The sequence below is a fragment of the Streptomyces sp. UF-297 genome, assembly GCF_058245575.1.
Window position 1 is genome coordinate 55,649 of the sequence record NZ_JBSIBZ010000042.1, and the last position, 18,552, is coordinate 74,200.

An 18,552-nucleotide genomic window follows, 5' to 3' on the forward strand; every position below is an offset into this window, starting at 1 on the left:
GTCGTGGCACCACCCCGGTGGCCGCGGGGACGTGTCGTCCGTACGGTCACAGACTCAGCTCCGGGTGCAGGTCCTTCATCCGTACGACCTGCCGGCCGCGCGCGGTCAGCGCGGTGAGCGCCAGCGCGCCGAGCGTGAAGGCTGCGAGCACGATGCTGCCCTGCCAGACGATGCCCAGGTCGCCGCCGGTGATGAGGCGGCGCAGGCCGTCCACCACGTAACTCATCGGCAGGAAGGGGTGGATGGCGCCGAAGAAGCCGGGGCTGGTCTGGACGGGGTAGGTGCCGCCGGCCGAGGTCAGCTGGAGCATCAGCACGACCAGGGTCAGCACACGGCCCGCCGGGCCGAACTTCGCGCCGAAGAGCTGGATCAGGGCGGTGAAGCAGGCCGTGGTCAGCAGCAGGAAGCCGATGGTTCCGGCCGCGCGGGCCATCTCCAGGCCGAGCACGAAGTGCAGGACGGCCATCAGGGCCACGACCTGGACCACGCCGATGGCGAAGGCCGGCAGCCAGCCGCCGAGCGCGACCCGCCATCCGGGCGCGCCCGAGGCCAGCGCGCGCTTGCCCAGCGGCTGCAGCAGCATGTACGCGACCATCGCGCCGACCCACAGGGACAGCGGGATGAAGTACGGGGCCAGGCCCGTGCCGTAGTTGGGCGCCTTGTGCATCGACTGCGAGGCGAGCTTCACCGGGTCGGACATGACGTCGGTGCGGTGCTCGCGGTCCTGCTTGTCGTAGTTCGGAATCTTGTCGACGCCACCGTTGAGCCCAGTGGCGAGCTGGTTGGACCCGTCCTTGAGCTTGTAGATCCCACCGTCGAGCTTGACTGCGCCTTCGGCGAGCTTGCCGATGCCGTCGCTGAGCTGACCGGCACCGTTCTCGGCAACGCCGAGCTTGTCGTGCAGCTGGCCCGCGCCGTTGGCGAGGTCACCTGCGCCGTTGGTCAGCTGGCGGTTGCCGTCGGCGACCTTGCCGGTGCCGTCGGCGACCTTGCCCGATCCGGCGGCGAGCTGGCCGGTGCCGCTGGCGATCTGCTTCGCCCCGGCGGAGAGCTTCTGCGCGCCGGTGTTGAGCAGGTTGATCTTGGCGACTGCGGTGTTGAGGTCCTTCTGAGCGGTGGGTGCGTGCTCGGCGACGACCGTGGCGAGCTTGTTCACCTTCTGCAGCTCTTCGCGCAGCGGCTTCATGTCGAGCCCGGCGATGTCACTGTTGACCTTCTCCGCCACGTCGGCGCCCAGCGTGGCACCGGCGGCGATGCCCTTCAGCTTGACGCAGGAGGCGTCGTTGGCCGAGCCTGCGCCGCACTGCTCCTGGTAGAGCGCCTTGGCGTCGTCGGCGTTCTTGCGGGCCTGGGCTGCGGCCTTCGCGGAGTTCCCCGGCAGCTTGCCGAGGTCTTCGTTGAGCGCCCGGCTGAGGTCGGCGGCTATCTTCGCCTTCTCCGCCAGTTCCTTGCCGCGCCCGTCGAGCAGCGGATTCGCCTTGCCCGCCAGGCCGTTGGCCGTGTCGGCGAGCTGCTGGGTACCGCCGGCCAGTTCGCCTATCCCCTTGCTGAGCGCCTGGACTCCGGCATCGGCCTTGGTGACGCCCTTGTTGAGATCCTTGGCGCCCTTGTCCACGGCTCCGGCGCCCTTGCTCAGCTCGCCGGACTTGCCGTGCAGCTTGTCAAGGCCGTTGCTGACCTTGCCCGAGCCCTCGTTGAGCTTGCCCAGGCCATCGGCCAGTTCGCCCGTCTTCTGGTCGGCGGTGCCCAGGCCGTCCTTCAGCTTGCCCGAGCCGTCCTTGGCGGTGTCCAGGCCTTCGTCGATCTTCGTGGCGCCGTCCGCTGCCTCCTTGGTCTTGCCGTGGAGGTCGGAGAACGACACGAAGATCTTGTCGAGGAACTCGCGGGACGAGCTCGCCGAGGTCTTGGCGCGGAGTTCGGAGAAGACGGTCTTGGAGATCGAGCCGACGATGTAGCTGTTGGCGTCGTTCGTGCGGACCTGGAGGGCGCCGGTCTCGGGGGAGTCGCCGGAGCTGGAGGCGATGCGCTTGCTGAAGTCCTTGGGGACGGTCAGCGAGAGGTAGTACGTGCCGTTCTCGATGCCCTTGGCGGCGTCCGCGGCGCTGACGTCCTCCCAGTTGAAGGTGTTGCTGTCGTGCACCTTCTTGACGAGCTCATCGCCGACGGCGATCTTCTTGCCGTCGGCGGTCGCGCCCTCGTCCTCATTGACCAGCGCCACCGGGATCTTGTCCAGGCGGCTGTAGGGGTCCCAGAAGGAGAAGAGGTACAGCGCGCCGTACAGCAGAGGGATCAGCATCAGGGCGACCAGGCCCAGTCGGGGCAGCTTTCCCCTGCCGAAACGCTTGAGCTCAAGCGCGGCGAGTTTCGGCGAACGCATGCGCCGGGTCCTCCTCGGGAGCGGAGTGGGTGGAATCGGTAGAGCCAGCAGAGCCGGCAGAGCCGGAGGCGGCGACCAGGGTCGAGGCCGCCTGCGCGGTGGAGACGCGGACCGCGCCCTGCGGTGCGCCGCCGCCCGCGGCCACGACGGTGACGCCGCCCAGCGCGAGGTCGCGCAGCAGGTCCCAGGCCTGGGCGCGCTCGGTCTCCGAGAGCTTGAGGTCGACGTCGTCGACGGCCAGCAGGCGCGGGCCGTGCATCATCGCCAGCGCGATGGACAGCCGCAGCGCCTCCAGGCGCTCCAGGTCCCGTACGTGCGTACGCAGGCCCTTCGGCAGCGTCTTCGGGTCCAGCGCGACGGCGGCGAGCGCGGCGTCGATACGGGCCTTGGCCGCCTCCTTCTGACGGCGTCCCCAGGGAAGGAAGGAGGTCAGCCGGTGCCCCAGCAGGGCCTGCTCCTGGAGGTGTTCCCCCACGGTCAGGGCCGGTTCGAGGTCGGCGATGCCGGGGACATGGGCGATGGCGGTAACGGCCCGCAGCGTGCCCATCCGCTTGGGCAGGAAGGCGCCGGCGACCGTGGCATGGCCCTCGGTGATGCGCATACGGCCGGTCAGGGCCAGCAGGAGGCAGGTGCGGCCGGAGCCCGAAGGGCCCTCGATCACGATCAGCGAGCCGGGCTCGGCGTCGATGTCGATGCCTCTGAAGACCCATCCTCTGGGTCCCTTGATCCCGATTCCCCTGGCGGTGACCGCCGCCCCCTGTCGGGTGCTGTCCACGTCCCCTCCTTTGTTCTGACTGGTCAGTCTAAAAGTGTGCCGTATCCATGGCCGTCTTGACCAATCAGGGCCATTTGCTGAGATCGCCAGCGCGTGACGGGTGGGGCGTTCTAGGGTCACCGTGACGTGTGATGTCCCTGCGAAAGTCCGCAATCCGTACGGCAGAAGCGACGGACGGTACGGATACGACGGAGTACGACGGAGACGGAGAACGATGAACCGCTCGGCCCAGCTGCTCGCTCCGCTCATCGCGGGCACCCTCCTCGCGGCGCTGCCGCCCGTCGCCGCGTCGGCACAGGAAGGCGGACCGCCGCCGGGCGTACGGGACGCGGCCGCCGCCCCGGCGTGCGGCGAGGACGGCCGCGACGGCGACGGCTGGACGGCGACCGCCACCCGGATCGACCCCGAGGACAGCCATCACGCCTTCGTCGGCAACGGCTATCTGGGCCAGCGTGTGCCGCCCAACGGCACCGGCTACGCCGCACCGGGCGGCGAGACCGGCTGGCCGCTGAAGACGCCGCGCTACGACGGCTCCTTCGTCTCCGGGCTGTACGCGAAGGGGCCGGGCAACCTGGAGGGCCGGCAGGCCGTCGCCGCGCTCCCCACCTGGACCACCCTCAACGTGACCACCGGCGGCGCCGGTTCGCAGACCTTCTCCTCGGCCACCGACCCCGGCCGTATCTCGCACTACCGCCAGACGCTCTTCCTGCGCTGCGGCCTGGTCCGTACGTCCCTGACCTGGACCGCCGCCGACGGCCGCGTAACCGACCTGGTCTACGACGTGCTCACCGACCGCACCGACGCGCACACCGGCGCCGTACGGCTGCGGATGACCCCGCGCTGGAGCGGCGAGGCGAGCGTCACCGACGTCCTGGACGGGCGGGGCGCGCGCCGGATGTCCCAGACGGGCGGCGGACCCCGTACGGGCGGCCCCCGTACGGACAACGGCCACGACGGCCACGGCCGCCACCACGCCCGCCACGGCCACGGCAGCCGGACCGCTCACCATGGCAACGCCTCCACCATGGACGTCACCTTCCGCACCGACGGGCGTGAGCAGGACGGCGAGGGCACCGACGGAGCCGTCGCCTCCACGCTGCGGCCGGGCGAGCACGTGCGCCCCACGGGCACCCGGCGGGCGGGCGCGGCCCGGGAGCTGACCACCAGCCAGTCCGTCACCTTCCCGGTGCGCCGGGGGCGGACCTACGAGCTGGCCAAGTACGTCGGTGTGGACACCGCCCTGACCTCCCGCGCCCCGCGCGCCGCCGCGACCGCCGCCGCGCTGCGTGCCGCGGCCCGCGGCTGGCCCGGGATCTTCGAGGAGAACGCCGCGGCCTGGGCGAAGCTGTGGCGCTCCCGTATCGAGGTGCACGGCCGCGGCCAGGAGCAGCGCGAGCTGCGCGCGTGGGTGCGCTCGGCGCAGTACGGGCTGCTGTCCAGCACCCGCCAGGGCGCCGCCAACAGCATCGGCCCCACCGGCCTGACCAGCGACAACTACGCGGGCGAGGTGTTCTGGGACGCGGAGACCTGGATGTATCCGGGGCTGCTGGCCACCCACCCCGAGCTGGCCAGGACGGTGGTCGACTACCGCTACCGGACGCGGGCCGCGGCCGCCGCGAACGCCCGCAGGCTGGGCTACGAGGGGCTGTTCTACCCCTGGACCAGCGGCAGCAAGGGCGACCTGGGGCGGGAGTGCCACAGCTGGGACCCGCCGCACTGCACGACCCAGAACCACCTCATGGGCGACATCTCGCTGGCCGCCTGGCAGTACTACCTCGCCACCAAGGACACCGCCTGGCTGCGCGAGCGCGGCTGGCCGGTGATGAAGGGCATCGCGCAGTTCTGGGCCTCACGGGCCACGCGCAATGCGGACGGCAGCTACTCGGTCAAGAACGTCGCCGGACCGGACGAGTACAGCAACGGCGTGGACGACGCGGTGTTCACCAACGCCGGCGCGGCCACCGCGCTGCGCCACGCCACCCGCGCCGCCGAGCTCCTGGGCGAGCGCGCCCCGGCCGCCTGGCGGACCGTCGCCGACAAGCTGCGCATCCCCTACGACGCCAAGACCAAGGTCTTCCGGCAGTACGACGGCTACAAGGGCACCACGATCAAGCAGGCGGACACCGTGCTGCTGATGTACCCGCTGCAGTGGCCGATGCCCAAGGGGGCCGCCGCGGCGACGCTGGACTACTACGCCCAGCGCACCGACCCGGACGGCCCGGCCATGACCGACTCGGTGCACGCCGTGGACGCCGCGGGCATCGGCGAGCCCGGCTGCTCGACGTACACCTATCTCCAGCGCGCCATCCGCCCCTTCGTGCGCGGCCCCTTCGCCCAGTTCTCCGAGGCGCGCGGGGACAAGGCGGGGGCCGAGGACCCGCACGCCGGGTCGCCGGCCCAGGACTTCCTGACCGGCAAGGGCGGCTTCCTCCAGGTCTTCACCCACGGCCTGAGCGGGATGCGGATGGCGGAGGACCGGCTGCGCCTGGACCCGATGCTGCCGCCGCAGCTGGCCGACGGCGTCACCCTGCGCGGGCTGCGCTGGCAGGGCCGTACGTACGACGTCGAGCTGGGCGCGCACACCACGACCGTGCGGCTGACCGGCGGCGCGCCGATGCGGGTCCAGGCGCCGGAGGGCGAGCGGGTGGTCGGCCGGGGCGCGCCACTGGTGCTCAAGACGCGGCGGCCCGACCTGACGCCGACCGGCAACGCGGCCCGGTGCACGGCGGCACGGGCGAGTTCGCAGGAGCCGGGGATGTACGCGGGCGCCGCGGTGGACGGCAACGAGGCCACCGCCTGGGTGCCGCAGGGCGACACCGGGAACCTAACCGTGGATCTGGGCAAGCCGCAATGGATCGGTCAGATCACACCCAAGTGGGCAAATACCGCCCCTGCCTCCTATGTGGCGGAAGTCTCCCTTGACGGTAAGGAGTGGCACGGAACCGGCTATGACGGCCGGACCCTTGCCCGCTATGTCCGTATCGCTCTGCGGTTGGACCCCGGGGCGGCCAAGGGCGGAAAGCGCCCGGGCGTCGCGGAGTTGACGGTGCGGCGCGTCGCCGGGCGGTAATGCGGGGGCGATGACGGGCGGGGGCGAGCGGTGGCCGGAATTGTTCGGCTGCCGCTCGTTTTCGGTTGGAAATTGACCGTTCCGCTGCGTAACCGAGACACCACATACCCCGCGTGTCACATAGTGTCCGAGCTTGCACACAGTGGTCTGGACCTGGGGAGGGAACTGTGCGTACGGTCGGGAAGGTCGTGATCGGCGGGGTCGCCGTCGGCCTGGCGACGGTCGTCGGCATCGGCGGCTACAACGTCTACGAGGCGCTGTCCTCCGACGGCTCGGGCTCCGGCTCGGGGTCCGGCGCGGGCCAGGTGTCCGCGAACAAGGCGAGCGGGCCGCCCTCGGGCGAGGAGATCAAGAACACCGCACGGGACTTCCTGGCGGCCTGGGCCAAGGGCGACACGGACGCCGCGGCGGCCCTCACCGACAACGCCGAGGGATCGCGCTCGGCGCTGACCGGCTTCACCGAGCAGGCCAAGGTCGCCAAGGTGGCCCTCGAACCGGGGGAGCCCAACGGCGACAAGGTGCCGTTCAAGGTCACCGCCCAGATCGAGGCCGACCACGGCAAGACGCGCTCCACCTGGACCTACGACTCCGCGCTGCGGATCAAGCGCGGAGCCACCACCGGCAAGGCGCTGGTGGACTGGCAGGCCTCGGTGGTCCACCCCAAGCTCAAGCGCGGCCAGAGCCTGCAGACCGGCTCGGGCGGCGCGCCCCCGGTGCAGGCCGTCGACCGCCACGGCACTCCGCTGGACGCGAAGGACTACCCCTCGCTGAGCGCGGTGCTGCCCGCGCTGCGCGAGGCCTACGGCGAGAAGGCCGGCGGGGTCCAGGGCATCGAGGTGCGCGTCAAGGACGAGAGCGGCGAGCTGGGGGAGACCCTGCACACCCTCGTCAAGGGCAAGGAGGGCAAGCTCCGTACGACGCTGGACGAGAAGGCGCAACGGGCGGCCGAGGCCGCGGTCAAGGAGTACGGCGAGTCCTCGGTCGTGGCCGTCCAGCCCAGCAGCGGCGACATCCTGGCCGTCGCCAACAACCGCAAGGACGCCTACAACGCCGCCTTCCAGGGGCAGCTGGCCCCCGGCTCGACGATGAAGGTCGTCTCGGCCGCGCTGCTGATGGACAAGGGCCTGGTCTCGGGCGACAAGGTCGTCGAGTGCCCCAAGTTCGCGAACGCGGGCGGCCGCGCCTTCCACAACCTGAACAACTTCGCCACGCAGGGCGAGACCTTCGCGCAGGGCTTCGCGCACTCCTGCAACACCGCCTTCGTCGGCTTCGCCGACCAGCTGGGCGGCGGCGCGCTGACCGCCGAGGCCCGGGACGTCTTCGGGCTCGGGCTGGACTGGAAGGTGGGGGTGGCCACCCACGACGGCCGGGTGCCCGAGAGCGAGGGCGCCGAGACCGGGGCCGCGCTGATCGGCCAGGGCCGCATCCAGGTGAGCCCGCTGAACATGGCCTCGGTCGCGGCCACCGCCTCCACCGGCCGCTTCGCCCAGCCCGTCCTCGTCTCCCGCGAGCTGGACGACCGCCCGGTGGCCAGGGCGGCCCGTACGCTCTCGCCCTCGGTCACCGCGCAGCTCAAGGCCATGATGAGGCGCACCGCCGTCAGCGGCACCGCCTCCAAGGTGATGGCCGGGCTCGGCGGCGACACCGGCGCCAAGACCGGTTCGGCGGAGGCCGACAACCAAGGCAACAGCGACAGTTGGTTCCTCGGTTACCGCAATGACGCCGCGGCGGCAGCCGTCGTGCAGCAGGGTGGACACGGCGGTGACGCGGCGGGCCCGATCGTACGGAAGGTGCTCGCGGCGGGCGGCTGAGAGCCGGAGCCCGGGCGCCGGCCGCCCGGTCGGTGCGGGCGCGGGCTCCGAGGACGCGGGACGATGGGCGGCGCCAGGGCCTGTCTTCGACAGTCCCGCCCGTACCGGGAGGTCCCAACGATGCGCATCCGTACGGCAGTTGCCACTCTGGCCACCACGGCCGGACTGATCGCGGGCCCGGCGGCCCCGGCCGCCCAGGCCCGTGACACCGGCCCCGGTCGCCAGTGCTCGCCGCTGGTCTCCATCGGCGGCTACTCCGACGCCCTGGACAAGACCACCTTCCAGGGCACCTTCGTCGGCAACCTCTCCGCCCTCGCGGTGCGCCGCGACGGGCGGATCGCCGCGCTCTCGGACCGCTCCCAGCTGTTCACCCTGGGCCCGCTGCACCGGCCCGAGCGCGTCGTGGCGCTCGCCGACCCGTCGGGCCGCCCGCTGGACTCCGAGGGCCTGGCCGTCGAACGGGACGGCTCGTACCTGGTCGCCTCCGAGACCGAGCCGTCGGTGCGGCGCTTCGGCGGCGACGGCACACCACTGGCCTCGCTGCCCGTACCGCAGGAGCTCAGGCTCGCCCCGGCGGGCCGCGGGCGCCCCAACCAGACCTTCGAGGGCCTGACCCTCGGCGCCGACGGCCGGCTGCTGACCGCCGCGATGGAGGGTCCGCTGACCGGGGAGGGGACCGACAGCCAGGGGCGGGAGCTGGTGCGCTTCCAGACCTGGCGGCGCTCGGGCGGCGGTGACTTCCGCCTCGCGCGGCAGTACGCGTACCCGCTGGACCGGGGCCTGAACGTGGCCGAGACCGCCGCGCTCGCCGACGGGCGGCTGCTCGTACTGGAGCGGGGCTTCACGGCGGGTGTGGGCAACACCGTCCGGCTCCAGCTGGCCGACCCGCGCCGGGCGGGCCGGGGGCGCCCGATGCCCAAGCGCCTCCTCGCCGACCTGGGCGACTGCCCCTCGCTCGGCGCCCCCGCCAAACAGCCCCAGGCCAATCCGCTGCTGGACAACATCGAGGCCATGGCGGTGGTGGGCCGGGCGCGGGACAAGGGGCTGCGGCTGCTGCTGGCCAGCGACGACAACCAGAGCCCCACGCAGATCACGCGCCTGTACGAGCTGAGCGTGCGGCTGCCCGCGCGCGGGACGCGATGATCTTGCCGCGCGCCTTCTGGAGCCGGGGCATCAGGACGTAGACGACGGTCAGGACGACCAGGGCGCTCAGGACCAGGGTCTGCACGACCATCGGCAGCTCGGCCAGCCAGTCGTGGAAGAGCAGCTCCAGCACGGTCAGGGTCGGGAAGACCGCGAGCCAGATCATCAGGGCCATGTGGTGCTTGGGCGGCGGGCCGGAAGCGGCGGGTGCGGACATGCGAGGACTCCTGTCGTAAATGTCCAACCAAGTGTTTGGAGTTTCGGAAGCTAGCACGGCCGCGGGCCATCTCCAAACGCTTGGTTGGAGATGGCGTACGCTGGGCGCATGGCCTGGGACACCGCACGCACCAAGCAAGCCCTGCTCGACGCCGCCGTGGACGAATTCGCCGAGCACGGCTTCGAGGGCGCCCGCATCGACCGCATCGGCACCCGGGCCGGCGTCAACAAGGAGCGCATCTACCAGTACTTCGGCAACAAGGACAAGCTCTTCGGGCACGTCCTGGAGGCCGAGCTGGAGCGGATCGCCACCACCATCCCCGTCACCGTCGAGCAGGCCGCCGACCTCGGCGACTACGCGGGGCGGCTGTACGACTACCACCGCGCCCGCCCCCAGTTCATCCGGCTGCTGCACTGGGAGGGGCTGCGCGACGGCGGCGGCCCCGCCCTGAAGGAGGCCGAGCGCACCGCCACCTACAACAGCCGCGTACAGGCGCTGGCCCGCGCCCAGAAGGACGGCACGCTCGACGCGGACCTGGACCCCGACGCGCTCTTCTACGCGGTCCTCGCGCTCGGCGCCTGGTGGTTCAGCGTCCCGCAGGCCGTCCGCATGATCTACGGCGGCGAGCCGGGGCCGCGGGCCGAGCGGGCCGCGCTGGTGCGCCTGGTGCGGCGCCTCGCCGGCCAGGACCGGCCCTGACCCCGGGGCGGAGTGCCGCCGCGATCTGACGGCCCATTGTTGCGGCGGGATGAAATCCGCACCTCACGGTGTTGGTGCCTTCCGGTAACGGTCGAGGTGCGGGAGGCAGCGCGTGGCGGGCACGGACGGGGCGGAACAGGGCTGGGTGCGTCGGCTGACGCGCTACTGCTGGCAGTACAGAAAGGACGTGCTGCTCGCACTCGGGTCCTCGCTCGCCGGGATGGCCGTGATGGCACTCGTCCCGCTCGTCCCGAAGCTGATCATCGACGACGTGATCGTCAAGCAGGAGCGCTCGCTCGCCCCCTGGGCGACCCTCCTGATCGTCGCCGCCGTCGTCGTCTACGCACTCACCTACATCCGCCGCTACTACGGCGGGCGCCTGGCCCTGGACGTCCAGCACGACCTGCGCACCCGGATGTTCCGCTCGATCGGCAGGCTGGACGGCAGACGCCAGGACGAGCTGTCCACCGGACAGGTCGTCGGCCGCGCCACCAGCGACCTCCAGCTCATCCAGGGCCTGCTGTTCATGGCCCCGATGATGCTCGGCAACATCCTGCTGTTCGTGATCTCCCTGGTCGTCATGGCGGTGCTCTCACCGCTGCTGACCGTGGTCGCGCTCGCCGTCGCCCCCGCGCTGTGGTGGATCGCCAACCGCAGCCGCAACCGGCTCTTCCCCGCCACCTGGTACGCGCAGAGCCAGGCCGCCACCGTCGCCGGAGTGGTGGACGGCGCGGTCTCCGGCGTCCGCGTCGTCAAGGGCTTCGGGCAGGAGGAGCAGGAGGCCGGCAAGCTGCGCGCGGCGAGCCGCAAGCTGTTCGCGGGCCGGCTGCGCACCGTACGCCTCAACGCCCGCTACACCCCCGCCCTCCAGGCCGTGCCCGCCCTCGGCCAGGTCGCCATGCTCGCCCTCGGCGGCTGGATGGCCACCCAGGGCCAGATCACGCTCGGCACCTTCGTCGCCTTCTCCACCTACCTCGCCCAGCTCGTCGGCCCGGTGCGGATGCTCGCCATGATGCTGACCGTCGGGCAGCAGGCCAGGGCCGGTGTGGAGCGGGTCTTCGAACTGATCGACACCGAGCCGGTCATCAAGGAGCGCGTCGGCGCGCGCGAGCTGCCCGCCGACGCGCCCGCCACCGTCGAGTTCGACCGGGTCTCCTTCGGGTACGGGGACCAGGGCGGCACCGCCCGCCCCGTACTGGAGGACTTCTCACTGCGCATCGAGCCAGGCGAGACCGTCGCCGTGGTCGGCACCTCCGGCAGCGGCAAGTCCACCGTCTCGCTGCTGCTGCCGCGCTTCTACGACGCGAGCAGCGGCACGGTCAAGGTCGGCGGCCACGACGTACGCGACCTGACCCTGGCCTCGCTGCGCGCCGCCATCGGCCTGGTCCCCGAGAGCAGCTTCCTCTTCTCCGACTCCATCCGCGACAACATCGCCTACGGCCTGCCGGACGCCACCGACGAGCAGATACGCACCGCCGCCCGCGCCGCCCAGGCCGACGGCTTCATATCCGGGCTGCCGCACGGCTACGACACCGAGGTCGGCGAGCAGGGCCTGACCCTCTCCGGCGGCCAGCGCCAGCGCATCGCCCTCGCCCGCGCCATCCTCACCGACCCCCGCCTGCTGGTCCTGGACGACGCCACCTCCGCCGTGGACGCCCGCGTCGAGCATGAGATCCACGAGGCGCTCAAGGGCGTGATGGCGGGCCGTACGACCCTGCTCATCGCCCACCGCGCCTCCACCCTGGCCCTCGCCGACCGGGTCGCCGTCCTGGACGGCGGGCGCCTGGTGGACATCGGCACCCAGGAGGAGCTCCAGCGCCGCTGCGGGCTGTACCGGCGGCTGCTGACCGACCCCGACGAGCTGGGCGGAACCCGGCGCGACCCGGCGGGCCTGGCGGGGGCCCCGGGCTTCGACGGGGAGTCCGCCGCCACCGGGCTGCTGGCCCCCGAGGCGCCCGCCGTGCCCGCCGCCCGCCGGGAGACCGGCGGGGTCACCCCCGAGCTGTGGGTGCGTACCGCGGACGATCCCGGCAAGACCGCGTCGGGCCCGTCGACCACCGCACCGCCCCCGCCGGGCGTGCACAGCGCCATGGCCGGCATGCCGGCCACCCCCGAGCTGCTGGCCCAGGTGGCCGCGCTGCCGCCCGCCACCGACACCCCCGCCGTCGACGAGCAGCAGGCCGCCCGCGCCGAGAGCTCCTACGGACTGCGCCGCCTGCTGCGCGGCTTCGGCAGGCCCCTGCTGCTCGCCCTCCTGCTGGTGGCCGTCGACGCGGTCTGCGGGCTGCTGCTGCCGGTGCTGATCCGGCACGGCATCGACGACGGCGTACAGCGCGCCCTGATGAGCGGGGTGTGGACGGCCGCCGGGCTGGCCCTGCTGGTCGTGCTCGGCCAGTGGGCCGCGCAGGTCGGCTCCAACCGCTTGACGGGCCGTACCGGCGAGCGCGTCCTGTACGCGCTGCGTGTGAAGATCTTCGCCCAGCTCCAGCGGCTCGGCCTGGACTACTACGAGCGCGAGCTGACCGGCAAGATCATGACCCGGATGACCACGGACGTGGACGCCCTGTCCACGTTCCTGCAGACCGGGCTGGTCACCGCCGTCGTCTCGCTGCTGACCTTCTTCGGCATCCTCGTCGCCCTGATCACCATCGACGTCCAGCTCGCGCTCGTCGTCTTCGCCACCCTGCCGCCGCTGGTCATCGGCACGTACTTCTTCCGCAAGCAGAGCGTGAAGGCCTACGAGCTGGCGCGCGAGCGGATCAGCGCGGTCAACGGCGACCTGCAGGAGTCGGTGGCCGGGCTGCGCATCGTGCAGGCCTTCCGCCGCGAGCGCACCGGCGCCGAGCGTTTCTCCGAGCGCAGCGCCGGCTACCGGCAGGCCCGTATCCGCGGCCAGTTCCTGATCTCCGTCTACTTCCCCTTCGTCCAGCTGCTGTCCTCGGCGGCGGCCGCGCTGGTGCTGATCGTCGGCGCCGGGCGGGTCAGCGAGGGCACCCTGACGGCGGGCGCCCTGGTCGCCTACCTGCTCTACATCGACCTGTTCTTCGCCCCCGTACAGCAGCTCTCGCAGGTCTTCGACGGCTACCAGCAGGCCGCCGTCTCGCTCGGCCGCATCCAGGAGCTGCTGCGCGAGCCGACGAGTACCCCCGCAGCGCACAAGCCGCGCGCGGTCGAGGAGTTGCGCGGCGAGATCGTCTTCGAGGACGTGCACTTCCGGTACGGGAGCGCCGATCCCGACAAGGCGGCGGAGACGGCGCTGAGCGGCATCGACCTGAGAATCCCCGCAGGGCAGACCGTCGCCTTCGTCGGCGAGACCGGCGCGGGCAAGTCCACCCTGGTCAAGCTGGTGGCCCGGTTCTACGACCCGACCTCGGGCGCGGTCCGCGTGGACGGCCACGACCTGCGCGAGCTGGACCTGACCGGCTACCGGCACCGCCTGGGCGTGGTCCCGCAGGAGTCCTACCTCTTCCCCGGCACCGTCCGCGACGCCATCGCCTACGGGCGGCCGGAGGCGAGCGACGCCGAGGTGGAGGCGGCGGCCAGGGCGGTCGGCGCGCACGACATGATCGCCACGCTGGACGGCGGCTACCTCCACGAGGTCGCCGAGCGCGGCCGCAACCTCTCCGCGGGCCAGCGCCAGCTGATCGCCCTGGCCCGCGCCGAACTCGTCGACCCCGACGTGCTGTTGCTCGACGAGGCGACCGCCGCCCTGGACCTGGCGACCGAGTCCCTGGTCAACCAGGCCACCGACCGGCTGGCCGGGCGCCGTACGGCCGGCCCCTCGCCCGACCGCCGCCCCTCATCGAGCGCTTACGCGCGCACCACCTTGATCGTCGCCCACCGCCTGACCACGGCCGCCCGCGCGGACCGCGTGGTGGTGCTGCACCGGGGCCGCGTCGTGGAGGACGGATCGCACGCCCAACTCCTGGAGCAGGGCGGGCGCTACGCCAAGCTGTGGCGGGCCTTCACGGGCGAGGCGGAGTCGGTGGCGGCCTGAGGGGGCTGTGTCCGAGGGGGCCTTGCGAGAGGGCTTTGCGAGAGGGCCTTGTCCGAGGGGCTGCGCCTGAAAGGGCCCGCCCCCGGCGGCCCGGGGCCGCTCCGGTGCCGGGAGGTGGCCCGGGGCGAGTCCGCTGTTTCTGCGCGCACCACTGATCGTTCCGGCGCATACCGCGCACTCGTGAGAGTCGGTACAAAAAGGGTCTGGTCGCGGCGGGGGCCCACCGGATAAGTTCAGCGCGACTTTTGCGAACCCCAGGGGAGGGTGCATGCGCAAGGCGCTCAGATGGCTGCTGTCGCTCACCGTGCTCATAGGCACGGTGAGCGCCGGCACGGCCTCGGCGGGGGCGGCCACCGCCGCCGGGCCGAGGGCCACCGCCGACATCAAGGACCGGATCCTGGCGATTCCGGGGATGAGCCTCATCGAGGAGAAGCCGGTCCAGGGCTACCGCTTCTTCGTGCTGAACTACAAGCAGCCCGTCGACCACCGGCACCCCCGCAAGGGGAGCTTCCAGCAGCGCATCACGCTGCTGCACAAGTCCGTGGAGCGGCCCACGGTCTTCTTCACCTCCGGCTACAACGTCAGCACCGAGCCCCGGCGCAGCGAGCCGACGCAGATCATCGACGGCAACCAGGTCTCGATGGAGTACCGCTACTTCACTCCGTCCCGGCCGCAGCCCGCGAACTGGAAGAAGCTGGACATCTGGCAGGCCGCCAATGACCAGCACCGCATCTTCGAGGCGCTGAACGAGATCTACGACCGCAACTGGATCGCCACCGGCGGCAGCAAGGGCGGCATGACGGCGACGTACTACCGCCGCTTCTTCCCCGACGACATGGACGGCACGGTCGCCTACGTGGCGCCCAACGACGTCAACAACGACGAGGACTCCGCCTACGACCGGTTCTTCGCGACGGTGGGCACCGCGCAGTGCCGCGGCGATCTCGCCAAGATCGAGCGGGAGGCGCTGCTGCGCCGCGGCGAGATGGTCAAGCGGTACCAGAAGTGGGCGCTGAAGGAGGGCAAGTCCTTCAAGCTGATCGGCAACGCCGACCGCGCCTACGAAGTCCTCGTGACGGACCTGGTGTTCGGCTTCTGGCAGTACCAGCCGGCCGCCACCGCCTGCCCGCAGGTGCCCAAGACCACGGCGACCAACGACGAGCTGTGGAAGTGGATCGACACCGTCGGCGGCTTCGAGAGCTACACCGACCAGGGCCTGGAGCCGTACCTGCCGTACTACTACCAGGCGGGCACCCAGCTCGGTGAGCCCGGCTACGCGTACCCGAACGTCAAGGACCTGCTGCAGTACCCGGGCATCAACAACTCCCGGTCCTTCGTGCCCAAGGACATCCCGATGGCCTTCGACAAGCGTGCGATGCGCGACATCGACCGGTGGGTCAAGCGGGACGCCGAGCGGATGATGTTCGTCAACGGGCAGTTCGACCCGTGGAACTCCGAGCACTTCACGCCCGGTCGGGGCTCGGAGGACACCTACCTGTTCACCGTTCCCGGCGGCAACCACGGCGCGAACATCGCCAAGCTGCCCGCCAAGGAGCGCGCCAAGGCCACCAGCGAGCTGCTGGACTGGGCGGATGTGAACGACGAGGCCCTCGCCAAGCAGCGCACGGCGCAGCCGCTGGCGCCGTTCAGCAAGCAGCTGGACAAGCGGGAGATCGAGCGGACGCCGGTGCTGCGGCCGTAACGGTTCATCCGTAATCACCGCTGTGCGCCGGGCAGTTGACCGGCGCGGCACTCACCGAAGGCGGCGGGCGCACCCTATGGGGGCCCCGCCGCCGAGCTGTACGTACAGCACGGTGTCGGCGGGGCAGTCGGACCGGGCGCCGACCGCCGCGCTCACCTTGTACTGCGGGGCCCGCGTCCCCGACCCGTCGCACGCCGTCTCCCGGACCTGGCCGCGCTGCGCGGAGTAGACGCAGTCGCCCACGATGGTGCGCGGACCGCCGCCCCCGCCCGGGTCGCCGGGGTGCGGGAGTTCGAGGTTGCGCATGCACGCGTAGCCCTGCGGCACCGCGCCGTCGCCGTTCTCGTCGGCGTCCGGGCGGTGTTCGCTGATGTGCAGCACGAAGTCCGTACGGTCCGGGCACAGCGGCCCGTCCGCCTGGCTGCCGTCGTAGCGCGCCAGCACACTGGCCGCGGCCTTCTCGCTCGTACAGGACACCTCGTGGAAGACCGTACGGCCCCGGGTGCTGCACGCGCCGCGCGCCAGGAAGGTGACGGCGGTGGGCGGGACGCCGGGGGAGTGCGTGGCGGCGGGCGGCTCCTGCTGCCGGCAGGCGGGCGCGGCGGGGGCCAGCAGGAGCAGCGCGAGGACCGGGGCCGCCGTGCGGCAGCGCCGGGAGGTACCCGTGAACCGGGCGCGCATCTCGCGCACTTCTCGCCGAACCCGCCCACGCATCGCGGCCCCCCTGCATCCCCGTGCCTGGGTCCCCTGCCTGGATTCCCGTGCGGGCACCCCCAGCGTGACCCGCGCTCACGGGCGCACGCCAGGCGCAGGGGACGCATTGCGCACGGGGTACGGGGCGCGCGGTAGGGGCCGTACGGAGCGCGCCGTACGGGTGGCCGGTCCGCGCGCCGCGCCGCGGCCGTCCCGACAGGACGGCCCGCGCCCGGTCAGTAGGACAGCCCGTGCCAGGTCAGTAGGACAGCCCGTGCCAGGTCAGTAGGACAGCCCGTGCCCGAGCGGGAAGAGCACCGCCGAGGGATCGCCCGCGCGCATCACCGGCACCGGGAGCCTGCCCTGCGGGTCCCGCCGGCCCGCGATCACCCGTGCCGCGGCCCGCAGTTCCACATCCGTCCACGAGTAGCTCGCCAGCGCCGCCCGCACCCCCTCCAGCTGCGCGATGTCGTAAGGGTTGCGGACCGCCAGCTGCACCACGGGTCTGCCGGTGGCCAGCAGCGCCCGCACCAGCGCCCGCTGCGCCGAGCCCGCCGTGACGTTGTAGGTCGCCACCACGGCCGCGTCCCGCTCGCCCAGCGCCGCCACCGCCTGCTGGATCACGGCAGCGGAGGGCGCGGTCCCGGTCGGCAGCGCGGTGGCCGTGAAGCCCAGCTCGGTGAGCGCCCTGGCCAGGACGGCGGTGGGCGGGCCGCCGGTGCCCGACGGCGCGGCCGCGTCGGCGCCGGCCACCAGCACCCTGCGGTGCGCCCGGCGCGACAGCGGCAGCAGCCTGCCCTCGTTGACCAGCAGGGTGGTGGTGCGCTCCGCGATCCGGTCGGCGGTGGCCAGATGGCGCCGTACGCCCACGGTGCGGTCCACGGCCCGGCCGGTGGTGTACGGGTCCTCGAACAGGCCGCGCCGCTCCTTGAGCCGCAGGACGCGCAGCACCTTCGTGTCGATGTCGCGCTCGCTCAGCTCGCCCTCGCGCACGGCCTTGAGGACCGCCTGGTGGGCGACGGAGAGATGCGGCGGGTTCAGCAGCTGGTCGACGCCCGCCTTCAGGGCCAGTACGGGCACCCGCGCGTCGCCGTACTTGGTCCGTACGCCCTCCATGCCCAGAGAGTCGGTCACCACCACCCCCTCGAAGCCCAGGCGTTCGCGCAGGATGCCGGTGAGGATCGGACGGGAGAGGGTGGCCGGGTCCTCGGACGGATCGAAGGCGGGGACCACGATGTGCGCCGTCATGACCGAGTCGATACCGGCGTCGACGGCGGCCCGGAAGGGCGGCGCGTCCAGGCGCTCCCACTGCTCGGCGGTGTGGTGGATGTAGGGGAGCCCGATGTGGCTGTCGGTGTCGGTGTCGCCGTGCCCGGGGAAGTGCTTGGCCGTCGCGGCGACTCCCGCGCTCTGATAGCCCGCCACCTCGGCGGCCACCAGGCGGGCGGCGGCCTTGGGGTCGGCGCCGAAGGACCGTACGCCGATCACCGGGTTGGCGGCGTTGACGTTGACGTCGGCGACCGGCGCGTAGTTCTGCCGGATGCCCATCGCGTACAGCTCCCGGCCCGCTGTGTGGCCGAGCGTACGGGCGTCCTCGCGGGAGCCGCCCGCGCCCAGCGCCATCGCGCCGGGGAAGAGGGTGGCGGGCGCGCCGACACGGGCGACGATGCCGTGCTCCTGGTCGGTGGATATCAGCAGCGGTACGGGGACGCGCTGGGCGGCCGCGGCCCGCTGGATGCCGTTGGACAGCTCGGCTATCTGGTGCGGCTCGCGGGTGTTGTGCGCCCAGCCGAAGTAGATGATGCCGCCGACGTGGTACTTGGCGATCAGCTCGGCGGCGTTGGCGACGCCGATCTCCTTGCGGTTGGCCTCGACGTCGGCCGGGTCGGGGTCGGTCGCGGAGTGCCCGTACACCCGCATGACGAAGAGCTGGCCGACCTTTTCCTCCAGGGACATCCGCTCGACGGTGCGGCGCAGCCGGTCGTGGCCGCGCGGGACGGCCGAGGCGTGCGCCTGGCCGCCGGCTCCCGTGGTGCAGGCGGCGGCCGCGGCCGCTGGCGCCGCGGCG

11 protein-coding genes are annotated in these 18,552 nt (G+C 72.3%); 6 read left to right on the forward strand and 5 right to left on the reverse strand.

The features are described 5' to 3' along the window. Nucleotides 1–46: 46 nt before the first annotated feature. Nucleotides 47–2,377 carry a YhgE/Pip family protein gene (locus tag AC4IJH_RS23340; RefSeq protein WP_490853758.1) on the reverse strand — a complete coding sequence of 777 codons (2,331 nt, stop codon included), beginning with the start codon at nt 2,375–2,377 and terminating at the stop codon, nt 47–49. Next, nucleotides 2,349–3,152 carry an ATP-binding cassette domain-containing protein gene (locus tag AC4IJH_RS23345; RefSeq protein WP_490853759.1) on the reverse strand — a complete coding sequence of 268 codons (804 nt, stop codon included), beginning with the start codon at nt 3,150–3,152 and terminating at the stop codon, nt 2,349–2,351. Before AC4IJH_RS23345 ends, AC4IJH_RS23340 begins: the two co-directional genes overlap by 29 nt. A gap of 214 nt (nt 3,153–3,366) precedes the next feature. On the opposite strand from AC4IJH_RS23345, the gene AC4IJH_RS23350 reads away from it, so the two are divergent. The 3 genes from AC4IJH_RS23350 to AC4IJH_RS23360 all read left to right on the forward strand — a co-directional run bounded on the left by AC4IJH_RS23350 (nt 3,367) and on the right by AC4IJH_RS23360 (nt 9,176). Then, entirely contained in the window at nt 3,367–6,222 is a 2,856-nt protein-coding gene (locus AC4IJH_RS23350; RefSeq protein WP_490853760.1) for a discoidin domain-containing protein, read from the forward strand. A gap of 167 nt (nt 6,223–6,389) precedes the next feature. Beyond that, nucleotides 6,390–8,033 carry a penicillin-binding transpeptidase domain-containing protein gene (locus AC4IJH_RS23355; protein ID WP_490853761.1) on the forward strand — a complete coding sequence of 548 codons (1,644 nt, stop codon included), beginning with the start codon at nt 6,390–6,392 and terminating at the stop codon, nt 8,031–8,033. 120 nt (nt 8,034–8,153) lie between these two features. Next, nucleotides 8,154–9,176: an esterase-like activity of phytase family protein gene (locus tag AC4IJH_RS23360; protein ID WP_490853762.1), complete on the forward strand. Its 1,023-nt coding sequence runs from the start codon at nt 8,154–8,156 to the stop codon at nt 9,174–9,176. On the opposite strand, the gene AC4IJH_RS23365 is transcribed toward AC4IJH_RS23360, so the two are convergent. Beyond that, nucleotides 9,124–9,393, reverse strand: a complete 270-nt coding sequence (locus AC4IJH_RS23365; protein ID WP_490853763.1) for a putative antibiotic biosynthesis monooxygenase — start codon at nt 9,391–9,393, stop codon at nt 9,124–9,126. The two genes, AC4IJH_RS23360 and AC4IJH_RS23365, sit on opposite strands and share 53 nt — an antisense overlap. Before the next feature lie 108 nt (nt 9,394–9,501). On the opposite strand from AC4IJH_RS23365, the gene AC4IJH_RS23370 reads away from it, so the two are divergent. The 3 genes from AC4IJH_RS23370 to AC4IJH_RS23380 all read left to right on the forward strand — a co-directional run bounded on the left by AC4IJH_RS23370 (nt 9,502) and on the right by AC4IJH_RS23380 (nt 15,791). After that, on the forward strand, nt 9,502–10,092 hold the full coding sequence (locus tag AC4IJH_RS23370; RefSeq protein ID WP_490853764.1) for a TetR family transcriptional regulator: 591 nt from the start codon (nt 9,502–9,504) through the stop codon (nt 10,090–10,092). A 112-nt stretch (nt 10,093–10,204) separates the two neighbouring features. Continuing rightward, a complete protein-coding gene (locus AC4IJH_RS23375; RefSeq protein ID WP_490853765.1) occupies nt 10,205–14,089 on the forward strand; it encodes an ABC transporter ATP-binding protein in 3,885 nt (1,294 codons plus the stop codon). A 268-nt stretch (nt 14,090–14,357) separates the two neighbouring features. Further along, nucleotides 14,358–15,791 (forward strand): S28 family serine protease, encoded by a 1,434-nt coding sequence (locus AC4IJH_RS23380; protein ID WP_490853766.1) that lies wholly within the window; start codon nt 14,358–14,360, stop codon nt 15,789–15,791. Nucleotides 15,792–15,842: 51 nt separating this feature from the next. Here the strand turns inward: AC4IJH_RS23380 and AC4IJH_RS23385 are convergent, their stop codons facing one another. Then, nucleotides 15,843–16,472 carry a hypothetical protein gene (locus tag AC4IJH_RS23385; protein WP_490853767.1) on the reverse strand — a complete coding sequence of 210 codons (630 nt, stop codon included), beginning with the start codon at nt 16,470–16,472 and terminating at the stop codon, nt 15,843–15,845. 294 nt (nt 16,473–16,766) lie between these two features. Continuing rightward, on the reverse strand, nt 16,767–18,552 hold a 1,786-nt coding region (locus AC4IJH_RS23390; protein ID WP_490853768.1), incomplete at its 5' end, for a glycoside hydrolase family 3 protein.

What these genes read in the sequence shown, in the direction of transcription:
- AC4IJH_RS23340 (WP_490853758.1), bottom strand. Translation starts at nt 2,377, where the DNA reads ATGCGTTCGCCGAAACTCGCCGCGCTTGAGCTCAAGCGTTTCGGCAGG.
- AC4IJH_RS23350 (WP_490853760.1), top strand. Translation starts at nt 3,367, where the DNA reads ATGAACCGCTCGGCCCAGCTGCTCGCTCCGCTCATCGCGGGCACCCTC.
- AC4IJH_RS23360 (WP_490853762.1), top strand. Translation starts at nt 8,154, where the DNA reads ATGCGCATCCGTACGGCAGTTGCCACTCTGGCCACCACGGCCGGACTG.
- AC4IJH_RS23365 (WP_490853763.1), bottom strand. Translation starts at nt 9,393, where the DNA reads ATGTCCGCACCCGCCGCTTCCGGCCCGCCGCCCAAGCACCACATGGCC.
- AC4IJH_RS23370 (WP_490853764.1), top strand. Translation starts at nt 9,502, where the DNA reads ATGGCCTGGGACACCGCACGCACCAAGCAAGCCCTGCTCGACGCCGCC.
- AC4IJH_RS23380 (WP_490853766.1), top strand. Translation starts at nt 14,358, where the DNA reads ATGCGCAAGGCGCTCAGATGGCTGCTGTCGCTCACCGTGCTCATAGGC.
- AC4IJH_RS23385 (WP_490853767.1), bottom strand. Translation starts at nt 16,472, where the DNA reads ATGCGCGCCCGGTTCACGGGTACCTCCCGGCGCTGCCGCACGGCGGCC.